8 protein-coding genes, 3 pseudogenes and 1 other annotated feature are annotated in these 13,084 nt (G+C 58.7%); of the genes and pseudogenes, 4 read left to right on the plus strand and 7 right to left on the minus strand.

Going from position 1 to position 13,084, the window contains the following annotated elements:
• The first annotated feature begins 46 nt into the window (after positions 1–46).
• Both ACFSNN_RS38040 and ACFSNN_RS38045 read left to right on the plus strand, forming a co-directional pair.
• A complete protein-coding gene (locus tag ACFSNN_RS38040; protein ID WP_134459162.1) occupies positions 47–988 on the plus strand; it encodes a LysR family transcriptional regulator in 942 nt (313 codons plus the stop codon).
• Positions 989–1,152: 164 nt separating this feature from the next.
• The gene (locus ACFSNN_RS38045; protein ID WP_134458586.1) at positions 1,153–1,803 is read left to right on the plus strand and encodes a TetR/AcrR family transcriptional regulator; all 651 of its coding nucleotides are present in this window, start codon (positions 1,153–1,155) and stop codon (positions 1,801–1,803) included.
• 141 nt (positions 1,804–1,944) lie between these two features.
• Here the strand turns inward: ACFSNN_RS38045 and ACFSNN_RS38050 are convergent, their stop codons facing one another.
• On the minus strand, positions 1,945–2,157 hold the full coding sequence (locus ACFSNN_RS38050) for a hypothetical protein (RefSeq protein ID WP_134458588.1): 213 nt from the start codon (positions 2,155–2,157) through the stop codon (positions 1,945–1,947).
• A 106-nt stretch (positions 2,158–2,263) separates the two neighbouring features.
• The gene (locus ACFSNN_RS38055) at positions 2,264–3,721 is read right to left on the minus strand and encodes an MmgE/PrpD family protein (RefSeq protein ID WP_134458590.1); all 1,458 of its coding nucleotides are present in this window, start codon (positions 3,719–3,721) and stop codon (positions 2,264–2,266) included.
• A 513-nt stretch (positions 3,722–4,234) separates the two neighbouring features.
• On the opposite strand from ACFSNN_RS38055, the gene ACFSNN_RS38060 reads away from it, so the two are divergent.
• Entirely contained in the window at positions 4,235–5,506 is a 1,272-nt protein-coding gene (locus ACFSNN_RS38060; RefSeq protein ID WP_134458592.1) for an NAD(P)/FAD-dependent oxidoreductase, read from the plus strand.
• A gap of 510 nt (positions 5,507–6,016) precedes the next feature.
• On the opposite strand, the gene ACFSNN_RS38065 is transcribed toward ACFSNN_RS38060, so the two are convergent.
• The 5 genes and pseudogenes from ACFSNN_RS38065 to ACFSNN_RS38090 form a co-directional block, all read right to left on the minus strand.
• Complete coding sequence (locus ACFSNN_RS38065; RefSeq protein ID WP_134458594.1) at positions 6,017–7,120, minus strand: restriction endonuclease; 1,104 nt, start codon at positions 7,118–7,120, stop codon at positions 6,017–6,019.
• 151 nt (positions 7,121–7,271) lie between these two features.
• A pseudogene (locus ACFSNN_RS38070) lies at positions 7,272–7,492 on the minus strand (IS3 family transposase); the annotation flags it as partial.
• Positions 7,493–7,504: 12 nt separating this feature from the next.
• Positions 7,505–8,553 (minus strand): annotated as a pseudogene (locus ACFSNN_RS41410) (IS110 family RNA-guided transposase).
• Positions 8,554–8,765: 212 nt separating this feature from the next.
• Positions 8,766–9,775, minus strand: a pseudogene (locus ACFSNN_RS38085) (IS3 family transposase); the annotation flags it as partial.
• Positions 9,381–9,497: a sequence feature (AL1L pseudoknot), on the minus strand. It overlaps the preceding pseudogene by 117 nt.
• Before the next feature lie 132 nt (positions 9,776–9,907).
• On the minus strand, positions 9,908–10,609 hold the full coding sequence (locus ACFSNN_RS38090; protein ID WP_134458598.1) for a hypothetical protein: 702 nt from the start codon (positions 10,607–10,609) through the stop codon (positions 9,908–9,910).
• A gap of 522 nt (positions 10,610–11,131) precedes the next feature.
• Here ACFSNN_RS38090 and ACFSNN_RS38095 point away from each other — a divergent pair.
• Positions 11,132–12,364, plus strand: coding sequence for an RES family NAD+ phosphorylase (locus ACFSNN_RS38095; RefSeq protein ID WP_134458600.1), 1,233 nt, complete (start codon positions 11,132–11,134; stop codon positions 12,362–12,364).
• Positions 12,365–13,084 lie beyond the last annotated feature (720 nt).

The raw sequence follows: 13,084 nt of genomic DNA on the forward strand, positions 1-13,084 counted from the left end.
GAATCACGTGACGCGGGCGAAAGGAATTCATCCTAGGAAAGGAAAGATGGACACGCTACAAATGATGCGGATATTTGTCCGCATCGCAGAAGAAGGCAGTTTTACCGGAGCAGCGCAACGCCTCGGGCTCACGAACGCCTCTGCTTCGCGATCGATCGCACAGTTGGAGACGCACCTGCGCACGCGCCTGCTCAACCGCAGCACACGCCGCATCGCGCTCACCGAGGCGGGACAGCGCTACCTGGAGCGATGCGAGCGGATTCTCGCATATGTCGATGAGGCCGAGGCGGAGGCGGCGGATGCACAGGTCCGCCCCTCAGGAAAGTTGCATGTGCACGCGACAACGAGCTTCGGCCAGATTTATGTCTTACCGGCGGTCTTGCGCTATCGGGAACGAAATCCTTCGGTGTCCGTCGAGCTGACGTTGTCGCAGCATGTACCTGACCTCCTCGACGAAGGCTACGATATCTCTCTTCAATTGAGTATGTCGGAGTTGCCCGATTCGGCGCTCGTGTCGCATCGGCTCGGCGACGTGCATAGCGTACTGTGTGCGTCGCCTGTCTATCTGAGCGAACGTGGGACGCCACGTACGGTACAGGAGCTTCGCGGGCATAGGTGTCTACAGATCGTCTCGTCTGTGTTTCCTCGCGATCGCTGGCAGCTGGACGGACCCAATGGACGAGAAACGTTCGAGTTTGCGCCTGCCGACTTTCAGGTGAACGTTATCGAGGCACTCAATATTGCGCTACGGGAGGGCGTCGGCATCGGCGCGCTGCCCATGGCGACGGCATTGCCGGCGCTGCGCAGCGGCGCCCTGATTCGCGTGCTGCCCGACTATCAATTGCAAAAGCTCACCGCCTATGTCCTGTACGCGTCGCGCCAATACCTCGATGCGAAGATCAGGACGTTTGTCGATTTCCTCCGGGAATTCGTTCCGCAGGCGCTGGCTGCCGACAAGGCAGCCTTGTGCGCCTCCGGCCAGTCGTGACCTGTGTCATCGACGATTTTGCCAGCTAGTCTGCATGACAGAAATGCGCTAACCTCCCAAACATTAGATTGGGCGATGAATACGACGACGGCACGAATACCCAAGACTCGCCCGGCGCGGCCTTGAATATCAACTCACTTTGACAGCGGACAGCTGATACACACGTGCGAAAGAGAAACGTTAATCCCAACGCGGATACGCGAGAGACTCTCCTGCGATTGGCGGCACGATCCTTTGCGACGCAGGGGTATGCGGCCACCACGATGCGCTCCATTGCGGACCAGGCGGGTATCGAAGCGGCGAGCATTTACTATCATTTCTCGTCGAAGGAAGAGTTGGTTGACGTCGTCATGGAGCACGGCGCGGACAGTATCGTGCAACACATCAACGAACATCTCGGCGCGTTGCCCGCCAACGCAAATGCCGAAGATCGCTTCAAGGCGGTTCTGGTGGGGCAGATGAGCGCTCTGATCAAATTCGGCGACTATGCGCTCGCGCACGGCCGGCTGCTATCCCAGTTGCCGGACAATGTGCGAACGCGTCAGGTCAAGCGGCGCGAGCGTCATCAGCAACTCTGGACGACCGTATTCAACGACTTGCGCACAGAGGGGTACTTGCGCGAGGACGTTGATATCGCGCTTTGCCGGGTGTTTATCCTCGGCTGCATCAATTCCGTCCAGACGTGGTTCGACCCGAAAAAGGGGGCATTGGACAAGGTTGCTGATCAACTTTGTGCAATGTTCTTCGAGGGCGTGAAGCCGGCTCATGCCGCCGTGTCGTGGCGCGGCGGCCGTAAGGCGGAGGTGGTCGCCTAGCGGCGAATGTGCCATGCGGAAGCGCGCGAGTGTGTTCGCCGGCGTCGAATCGTTTGCTACGGGGCGGATCAACGCGACGGCAACACTGAAGGTTCGCCTGGCAATGTGGCCGCAGTTAGATCAAGTTACTGACCCGGTTCGTCAGCCCTCGCTCAGCACCAGACCTTCGATTAGATTGATCGGGCAATCGAGCGATGGGTAGTAGATATGTGTAAGCGAGTACGGCAGCGAGAGCAGTCCCGAGATGTGCCATTTACGCGCAGTGCCGCGCATGACGCGTCCGGCCACCTCGCGGATCGCAGACGATTCGCGAGAGGCCTCGCCTGATTGTTCACGTTGTATGGAATGCTTCAAATTTTCTCCGTGCCTCTTGAATCGCGCATCGCGTCCCGAAGCAAAATTGCCTCCGTCATCTGCGCGCGTCGCCGAAACGAGCGAGGCGCGATGGCGGCGGCCATGGTTACCCGATTGCGCGGTCGCCCGGTTGAGCCTGACTTGCGTCAGGGCCGAGTGCACGCATGATCGACGCAAAGTCGTCCACGTTCTCGAGATCGAAGATAGCCTCGATCACCTTGTCGACGCGGTCGCCGGCGATGACCCCTTGCGCGTTACGGCGGAACTTCGCGGCGAGTTCATCGTTGGACATGGTGCTTGCCGGGTCCGGTGACGGACTGCCTTTCGGATAGCGCCGCTCGCCGACAAAGGTTTTGCCGCGTGCAGAAATTTCGATTTTTGCCGGCCTGCTGGCGGCGTGACCGGATAGCAGTTCGACGTAGTTCGGGTGCACCTCGTGAGTGACCTTATTCATCAGTTCCATCACCGAATGGCCGAACACGAGCTCGGGATCTTGCCATGCCTTCCCCGGTGGCACGCGATGCGCACCCAGCGCGAGCCCGTGCGCGATGCTGAATTGCGCGTCGTGCACGTGCCTGATATCGCGGTTGAGCCAGACAGGCTGCTCGACGAAACCCTCGACCCAGGCCTTGATGCCGTCGATTTCACCCGGCTTGATATCGTGTTCGTCGACGATTTCCGTGAGGCTGTCGAGTAGCGCATGCAGAATTCGACAATGAGGGTAGGGCTTGTAGGCCTGCTCGGTGGGAAACTGCCACTCGCTGCCGAGCCCGGCCGTGATGTGTCCGGGTTCCCAGCGCCGCGTGCCGATGAAGCGAGGAAAGCCGTACTCCCGGTCGTCAAGGATCTGAACGTCGCCGCGATGGCCGAATTCCGCCATGTGGGCGGCGGTCATTGCGGTTTGCGCGAGCGCCCCGGCCAGCAGATACTTGATCGTCGAACTCGGCGCATGCTGAAACCACGCGACTTGAGAATTCACGGGCGCGATACTGCCGGCGATGCCAAGGGCGTTGGCAAGCACGTCCGCTGAAAGGCCCTTCAGCTTGACGATCGCAGCGGTCGCGCCGAACACCGTACTGCTGTAGCCGTACACGGGCGGAGGCGATACTTTGCCATCCTTGGTATCGCGTAGATAGTCCATCGCCTTGCCGAGCCGATATGACATTTCGTGCGAGATGGCAATCGCGCTGATGAGCGCCTTGCCCGGTGCGCGATTTGCTTCCCCAACGGCGAGAGCGCCGGGCAGCACGTAAGGTGCAACGTGTCCAGGCGGTACGACTGCATCCATATCGAGCGCGTTGATGAGTTCACCGTTTGCGAACGCGGCACCGAAGATCGAGACGCGTTCGCCTGTTCCAATGACGGTGGCTTCGCTATCACCGCCGCCCATGATTCGCGCATAGTCGATCCCAATTCGCCCTTTCGGCTCCCCAATCGCGGCGACGGCACAGCCAATCGAATCGAGGAGGATCCGCTTGCATTCGTCAACAACAGCGCGCGGCAACTGGTCGAAGTCCGTACGGGCGGAGAAATCCGCAAGCTGTTCAATCAGCGTGTTGGACACGGCACGATCCTGTCATGAGGAAATTGTCGGGAGGCCGCGGGCTGAACAACGCAGGCCGGGCGCGAAACCGCGAATCCGGTTTCTATTTTGACTAACGTTAGTTAGTGTCATCGAGAAACATCGGAATCGCTATGAGTGGTAATCCGTATACGCCATGCCGCACCGTGAGCTCGGCGAGTCGGTTCATGGTGTTCGCATTCAAAGCTCGAGGGTACCGGTTTCAATCCGTGGCACCGTCCGGCGGCGTCTGAATTCATTTACAGGCACCGGAGCATTTTGGTGCGCAAGATAATGGTTGTGGCGATCTCGCGCGTTGTGCGCGACTCTGCCAGGGATTGGCCACCGGTTTTCACATGGCGCGTTCTGAAAGTAGCACGCTGCAGCAGCAGGAGTGATCCCGATTGCATGCTGAAACGGGAGTAAGATGACTTTCCCTCGAGTTCAATGCGATCCAACCACCGGCGTCACGGGCATTGGTGCTGCGTCGAATGAACCGCATGTTGGGAGAACATCATGCCAGCCAGCACAGATACGCGGTCGCCGGCGGTCATCAGAATATTCGGCAGGGCAGGTTCGCCGATGGCCTATGCTATCCGCGATTTTCTACATCGCAGCGATGTCCCCTTTGAATGGACTCAACTTACCACGGACGAGGATGCACGTGCGCAAGCCGAGGTGGCGCATCTGCACGATCCGCGGCTACCTGTTTGCATCTTTTCTGACGGCAGCCGGCTTGAGGCGCCGACTATTCGCCAGATCACCGAGAAGCTGGGCTGGTTTCTCGGTGCATCGCAGAGCGAATACGATCTTGCGATCTATGGCGCAGGGCCTGCGGGCTTGAGCGCGGCCGTATACGCGTCGTCGGACGGACTCCGGACCGTGCTGATCGAGCGTTCGGCAATCGGCGGCCAAGCCGGCAGCAGTTCGAAGATCGAAAACTATTTGGGGTTTCCAAAGGGTATCAGTGGCGCAGATCTCGCCGAACGCGCGAAAGAACAGGCTTGTCGATTCGGCACCGAAATTCTGATTGCGCGTGAGGGCGTTCGTGGTGAACTGCAGCCCGGCAAAGTGATTGGTCATCTCTCCGATGGCGGGAAAATCATCTCGCGGGCGACCGTCTGCGCGACGGGCGTGGATTATGCGCATCTTCGTTTGCCGAGAGCCGACGAGTTCACAGGTGCCGGCTTGTACTATGGTGCGGGCGCGAGTGAAGCGTCGTTGACTGCGGGCGAGCATGTCTTCGTCGTTGGTGGTGGAAATTCGGCGGGCCAGGCAGCGCTGCACTTCGCAGCCTTTGCATCGTGGGTGACAGTCGTGGTGAGGGGCGATTCGTTGTCGGGTTCGTTGTCGCGGTACCTGGTCGACAGGATTCTTGCGACAGACAACGTGGAAGTGCTGACGTGCACCGAAGTGACTGCGTTGGATGGTGACGATAAATTGGGTGGCATCGTGCTCACCGATAACGCGACGGGACAACAGCGGGCCATCTGCACGCAGTGGCTCTTCGTCTGTATCGGCGCTGTGCCGCGCACTGAATGGGCACCGGAGATCGGCGTGATGCGTGACGAGGGCGGTTATATACTTACTGGCCCCGATCTGTTATGCAATGGACGGCTGCCGGCCAGTTGGCCTCTCGATCGCAACCCGTACTATCTGGAGAGCAGCGTGCCGGGTCTATTCGCCATCGGCGATGTTCGTCATGGCGCGGTGAAACGCTGTGCATCGGCAGTCGGCGAGGGCGCGATGGTCGTCGCGTTCGTGCATCGCTTTCTCGCCGAGGGTTAAGCGTCCTGGCAGCCGCCGCGCGTTGTCGCGCAGCTTTGCCAAGGCCGTCTTGAGATGTTGCCTGCCGTTGAACCGGCGAGAGGGCGGCCGATCGGAGCGGGGCGCATGTACGCATTCGTTAGCAGTGGAAGCTGACGTTCGCCGCCGCCGAAGTGCGAATGTCGGCTATGGCCGATGACTTGTACTCCGATAGCGGTGCGCCGTTATCACGGCAACTGTCTCCGGGGTGTCCGGGTGCGGCGGCGGATTCAACCGGTGGATGTTCAAGCGAACATCTTCGACAATCGGTCAATGCCACGGTACATGACGCACAGCGCGCGAATAAGCTGGCCGTCTATCATTTCGCGCAGGGCGTCGTTACGATTAAAACTATGGCCCAGGTCGTCGGTGGTCCGTTCCTGAACCAGATCGGCTGGCGAGTCTTTCCGAGTACAAACGCGCCTGCTCCGCCTAGCATGCCACCGACAATGCGGAGCTTTCCCCTGGGGCGGATGATCAACTTCTCGTCCGTTAAGCGCCGCGGTAGGGCGAAAGCAGAAGCTTCAAATCGATGAAGTCCTTGAGCGTCAGCTGATATCGAAGGTCGTCCGCAAAATCTCGCGCGTCCTTGCTGAAATAAGACGTGGTCAGCGTCATTGCGGCTGTGACTCGTTCATGCTGAGCAACGCCGTAAAGCGAGCGAATGATCCCAACATCCACCGGCCTATCTGGTGCGAATCGTTTGCACTCGACGATATAGAGGAAGGAACCAAAACCGTCGGCTTTGGCGAGATAGAGGTCCTTGCCCCCGTCACGCGTCTTCGGTGTAATCGTGACGTCATAGCCCTGTCGCTGGAAAAGCTCAGCGCACAACTCTTCGAATTCGCGAGGTGTCAGTGCGTGGACGAGGTTAGGGTCTTGGCCCACGGCCTTGAGAAGCGCGTCATTCACGAACCGCACGTCCGAAATGATGGCTTTCTCTTCCTGACTGTCGCGTGAAAGGGGACGCCCGTGTGAATCAACCAATCCCGGCGCGGCCAACGGGTTCAGCAAGTCGGCGAGCGCGTCAACATGGCGAACGCGGCCCGAGCGCCATTGGTCGACGAGCATATTGGCGAGCAGTGGCGACCCCTGTGACGCGGCCCAAAGCTTCTGAAGCGCTTCTGAGGGCAGTGCTTGCCCGAGCTGCGCCTCAAACAGCCTGCTAACCTCCGCAAGGTTCAATGGCGTCATGTGGACGGGAACGCCGATGTTAAGTGGTGTGGTCGTCGCAAGAATGGTCGAGAAGCGCCACGGTCCTGTTCCTAGCCGATTGATTCCTTCGAGGATGTCTCCCCTGTCCATGCGGCCGGCGTCATCAATGATGAGGAGGTTACGTCCCCGCGAAGCTTCAAAACGCTCGGCGAGAATGTCAAGAGCATCGACAAGAGGAGAGGAAGGGCTACCAAGAAAATACTCCACCGCACCGTCAATTAACGATGGAGGCTCGTACTTAAGCGCCTGCAGCAGCGTCGTCTTACCGCTTCCGTGAACGCCGCTCAGTTCGACAATCGACTCGCCTTCGCGGATAGCGAGCGCAAGCTGATCCAGCACGGGAGCATTGGGTACATATACTTGCGCGAGGGGGAACTCCATTGGATATCTAAGCTTGGGTTATTTCGTCGAGCATATATCATAAGCGCCATCAAAGATCAGCAGGATGAATTCGGGTTCTCAGGTCGCGTTACTTTCCGTGACGCATTCGACGCCTACTGAACCGCCCCGGAAGTCGTGGAGGCTGGTTGGTTTAAGTTAATGCGGGTTCGGCGACCGGTGTTTCAAGTTGCCGATAGTAGTTTGCCTCAGCTTCAGCAGGTGGGATGTAGCCGAGGGTTCCATCAATCGATGATGGTTGAACCAGGCCACCCATTCCAGCGTTGCCAACTCGACGGATTCCCGTGTTTTCCAGGTGCGGTGATGAATCAGTTCGGCCTTGTACAAATCGTTGATTGTCTCAGCCAGCGCGTTGACGCTCCTATGTCAAGCAGAGGCTCTGGAATCAGCGAGATCGGCAAGGATCAGAGGGTAAAGTTCTCTAACGATGTAGCGCTTCAGGCAGCGATGAATCTCCTTGTTCGTCATGCCTTCGTGCGTACGACGCTGGACGTAAGCTTTGGTTCTGGGATCGCTGCGCATCCGAACCATCGCTATTGTCCACAGCGCGTTGTTTGCTGAACGGTTGCCTCCGCGGTTCAAGCGATGTCGAACCGTTTTTCCGGAGGATGCCTGGAGCGGGCTGGTACCGCAAAGCGCAGCAAGGGCTGCTTCGTTCTTCAGACGTTCGGGGTTATCGCCAGCTACAGTGATCAGAATTGCAGCCGTGTGCGGACCGACGCCAAATCGCTGCCGGAGTCGTTGAGCATGCTGATCTGTGAGCTTTTCAAGCATTGCGTCGAGCAACTTCAACTCGTTGTTCAATGCAATCCATCGCTTAGCCAGCAGTCGAAGTGTTATCGCAAGGGTTTGCAACATCGGCGTATACCCAGCGACCGAACGCGAGCACAGTTTTCGATGCACTCAGCGGTTTTCGTGCTAGTCAGGCGTTCGCGGATTTCTTGAGGCGCGCTGACGATGAGACCTCTCAACTGATTGATGGCTTGCGTCTTAGCTTTGACTGCACTGCGTCGGGCGACGGTGACGGCCCGCATCGCTTCGGCGGCACCGGATTTGTCTTTTGGAACCGCTGCTGCCTTGCCGGATAGGACCGCTCGAGCTGCGCTTTCCGCGTCCGTTGGATCAGACTTGCCACGAAACCTCCGCTCCGAGCGGTCTGGGCGGTTCACTTCCAAGACTTCGATATCGTGATCCAAGAGAACTCGGGCTAATCCCGCGCCGTACGTTCCGGTTCCTTCCACACCAGCGCGACGCAAATCGCCGAACGACTTTGCCCAGATCAGTAAGTCGAGGTAACCGCCCGAGTCTGCTGAGACAGATCGAGTTCCCAGCAACTTTCCCGTCTCGCTTATAACCGCTCCGACGTGGACTTCCAGATGCGTATCAACACCCAAGATCACTTCTACTTGTTCCATGCGTGTTTTCCATGTGGTGGGCACATCACCAACCCTACTCGCAGGACAGGACACTCACGGCGCAGTACGAAGCTCCTATTAGGTCACAGACGCTGGGCCCGGCAATGCTCGGGGAACGTCAGATCTAATCGACAGGTCAAAGCGAGGGCACAGTGGCCAATCGTAACTCGGGTCAAATTAGAACGACGTTCGAAGCGTATTTTGAACTGAGTGTCGTAACTGTCGCCACGGCTACCAACCGAGGGCTTGATGCCCGCTTCGGCCAGTCGCTCGCTATAGCGAATGCTAACGTATTGCGAGCCTCTGTCGGAGTGATGTATCAACGTTCCATCGCCGCCTGGGCGCCGCGCATAAAGTGCCTGTTCAAGTGCGTCCAGAACGAAGTCTGTAGTCATCGACGAACTGACGCGCCAACCGACAATCCGTCGGGCAAACACGTCGATCACGAAGGCCACGTAGAGCCAGCCCTGCCACGTCGAGACATAAGTGAAATCAGAAACCCAGAGCTGGTTTGGCCGGTCTGCCCTGAACTGCCGGTTGACCCGATCCAGCGGGCGCGCGGCCGCCGCATCGGCAATGGTCGTGCGAACACGTTTGCCTCGCATTACGCAACGCAAACCCAGTTGCTTCATCAGCCGTTCGACCGTGCAGCGAGCCACCGCGATACGCTCCCGGTTCATCTGCTTCCAGACTTTATCCGCCCCGTAGACACGCATGTTGGCTTGCCAGACACGCTGGATCTCGGACCGTAGGCGTTCATCGCGTATCGCACGAGCGCAGCGGCGCGACGGATCGCGAAGCTGTGCTGCATGGCGCCGGTAGCCCGACGGGGCAATCCGCAAGACCTTGCAGATCGGCTCGACCCCGAAGGTGTCGCGATGCTGATCGATGAAGGCCTTCAGGACTTCAGGCGGCGGTCGAGCTCCGCCTGGGCGAAAAACGCACTCGCCAGTTTCAGAAGCTCATTGGCGCGGCGCAGTTCCTTGACTTCGCGCTCCAGCGCTTTAAGACGTTCGCGTTCCGACGTGCTCACGCCCTCGCGCTCGCCGCTATCGACTTCCTCTCGTTTGATCCACCCCAGCAATGTCTGGCTCGTGCAGCCGTTCTTGGGAGCGATGGATTCGATCGCTGCCCACTGTGACGGATACTCGCTCCGATGCTCCTGCACCATGCGCACTGCACGTTCCCGGACTTCAGCAGAAAATTTGTTCGACTTGTTCATGGCTCCATTCTCTCAAGAGTTGGAGCCTCCACCAAATCCGGGACGGTTCACTATTGCCCTGACCCGTCGCAAATTCGTCGCCGGGGTCGCGCCTCGGCGCACGGGACGGACTGGGGATCCTCAATTAGCAGCTCATCTCGTACCGGCCAGCGGGACCTCCTGTTGTTGGGCGAAGTAGTCGAGGCAAGCACGTGGGAGTTGCGCGGGGGCGAATGTCTCGAAGAGGCACAGCGTAGCAGCTTCCTTGGACTCATCGAGGGTTTGGTCGAACCGACCGCAAGCGTCGCCCAGACCCCGTTGGTTGACCTGTTCCTGTGCTGCGTCAGACAGGACGTTGTTCCTCAAAACTCGATGGACAAACGCCCACGCCACGAGTGCACCGTCATCAGGAAGCATCGGGTCATTGAGCAACGCGCCAATCCGTTCTTCCCAGTACCTGCTTGCGCTTTGGTACCGTGCCAGCTCGCATGGCACAATGAATAGGTGCTCGATCTGGTTGTCGAGGCGGGTAAACAGTTGCGGTAGCCGCGCGTCGGCGTCGCCTTCGAACTCGTGCTCGTCGTCGCAGTAGACAAGCTTCGGCACACCGTCTAGGAAGTACCGTTTCAGGTGCAGGAGCTCATGGTAGACCGACGCATTGTCGCGCGGAGGACCGTCGGAAGGCAGCTGGATGCGTGCCTTGCCTTTGCCGAACTCACACGCCATGCCCTTCTGGTCTGTGGACACCGCTTCAATGCGCAGCTCTGCATGGTTTTCAATTATCTCGGTGAGTTCCCGTAGCCGGCGGGGCAGATTGCCGTACAGTTCAAGCTCGGTGAAGTATTCAGTCGGCATAACCTGTGCTCTTGTATTCGTCTTCAACCAACGTTCGAGATTACCGCCGGTCGGGATCCGGTTGACGTCGTTTTCAGGTCACTCAACCCAGCATTGCGACACAAGTGTTGCTATTTTCCGTCGCGTTACAGCTTTAGTTGACGGAGGCCAACGATAGCCACAACTTTAGTTGAGACGGACTTTCGCCGCTGAGTCGTGCGGGTAGGGAATTGCCGGAACTATCGCGATGTATAACGTAGACCCACTTTATATTGGGCCAGCGGCGACGTCCACCTCCGTCACAGTGTTGATTGGACGTCAGTTGCGACGACACAAATGCGGGACTGGAGAGAAGTGGCAGTGGGCTGAGCGGCGCGGCGAGAATTGATTTTCATGATCGGGTATCCACGCGCGCGCCAGCGTCACCTTCAGAGCAACGCTGGGCTGGCCCTCCACTGTCGTTTTCGATCGATCCTAATCTGGCATGCGGTCACGGGGTAAAGTAACCGGCTACGGGGCGAACCGATCAAACATAGGGTAAAGATGCGAACCGACGAGAACAGCCGGGTGTGTGGCTTATGTATTAAAGACTGGGTGCTGGCAAGCGAAATCGAAGCGGACGGCCAGGTCCGCGAGTGCGTTATTTGTGGAACAAGGCGTCGAACGTGGAGTTTGGCTTTCGCTTCAAAGCGCGTCCATGAAGTCCTGGAAGAGCGCTATAGACCCGGTGACTGCGACTTTGCTGGCGAGCAGGACGGTGAACCATTGACCGCCGTCATTGCAGAGATTCTGGGCGAGATTGACGACAGGTTGGCCGAGTCCATCGCTGATTATGTCATCGACAACTTTAATGGTGACCCGCGCGATCCCGATCCGCCCGCGTGGGACGCGTTTGATAGTTACGTCGAAGTGCCGGGATTCGACGTTGTTGGTCACGCTCACGATCTTTGGGAAGAGTATTTACGCAGTCTGAAATCGGGCAGTCGCTTTTTTAACGATGACGCCCGAAAATTCCTGGCCGATCTCTTTTACGACATCGATGAACTGCAAACTTGGGCGCACGGCGTCGAGAACAGGCAGGTTATCCATGAACTCCCCGTTGGGACGGCCATCTATCGCGCGCGCATTGCGGGAGCAGAGACGATAGAGCGCATCGCGCTCGCGCCCGGCAGAGAATTGCACGCCGCTCCGCCGGATAGATGCAATCCGGGCCGCATGAACGTGGAACGGACGCCCGCGTTTTATGGTTCCTTCGACCCGCAGACCTGTGTCGCCGAGCTGCGGCCGGCTTTGTCCACCAAAGTCTGCTATGCGCAGTTCAGGACGACTCGTCCCCTTTGCATGCTGGATTTCGCTCGGCTCGAACGTTCTTACAACGTGAAGTTGAGCTTCTTCCAGGATGATTTCGACAAACGGGCCGTTTTCTTCGCGTTACTGCGACGACTTCACACGCTGATTCAGGCGCCCGTACGACCCGGCGAAGAGCACGAATACCTGGCAACGCAGGTTCTCGCCGAATACCTGGCCACAGTGCATCGTCCACGCGTCGACGGGCTGGTGTTCGGCTCCGTCCAGCATGCGGGAGGCCGAAACATCGTATTGTTCGGGTCCGTGCTGGGCAAGTTCCTGTCGGGGAATGGGTGGACCGACAGCCCGTTGGAGCTGACGCCGGACTCGGTTCGCATCATGTCGGTGGAAAAAGTCGAATACAAAACGACGGAACCGCTACCGTTGGGCTCGGTCTGCCGGCAGTCCGAGTTTGAGCAGAACACGTAAAGGGGTGATGCAAGCTGAGCTCAATTGAGGCCTCGACGAGCTTGCTGCTCGCGGTTATGGTCCCGCTTGCCGAATAGCGCTGCGGCTGGAGGAGATCTTCCTGCTGCAGGATAGCGTGCCCTCGCACGCTGTATCCGCTATAGCTCTCTACGTCCTCAACGGGTGACCTCGGCAGCGGTTCCGCGGGCGGTCACACGCAGCACGTTGCCTTCGGGCGTTATCTGCCGCGGAATTTCTGACATGTCGGGCCTGTCTGCCGGTACGGCGTTTTGCATGTGGCTCTGCTTCGCCATGAGCTTTGGCGCGAGCGTCGGGGCGCGTCGCGCGTGTAGCGCTCGGACCGATGACCGCTCTGGCCGATGGGATGCCGCCTAAGCGCATGCGACGCTGGACGGCTCGTCGTCGGCCTGAGCTGGTGTTTGCGTGTTGTGTTTGTGAGGCATGTTCAGGTCGGTCTTCTGCCATTCGGTCGTCAAAAACTTAGCCTCTGGAGCCTCAAAGGAATCGATTTTTCGCCTGAGCCGAGCCAAGGCATCGCACGATGAGGAGACGCGGCCGCCCTTTGTCTGCATGCTGTGCGAAGCAGTGGTCATGGTAGGCGAACCCAAGCCGTCTTCACTTCTAGGATCGCGCGGTATCTTCAGCGTCGGCATCCTCGTTCGTGGTAAGCGCGCATTAGACGGCGTCCCTTGCGCATTGCCATGCGACATGCGTCAGGCC

Source organism: Paraburkholderia dipogonis, from assembly GCF_042680985.1.
GTDB lineage: Bacteria > Pseudomonadota > Gammaproteobacteria > Burkholderiales > Burkholderiaceae > Paraburkholderia > Paraburkholderia phytofirmans.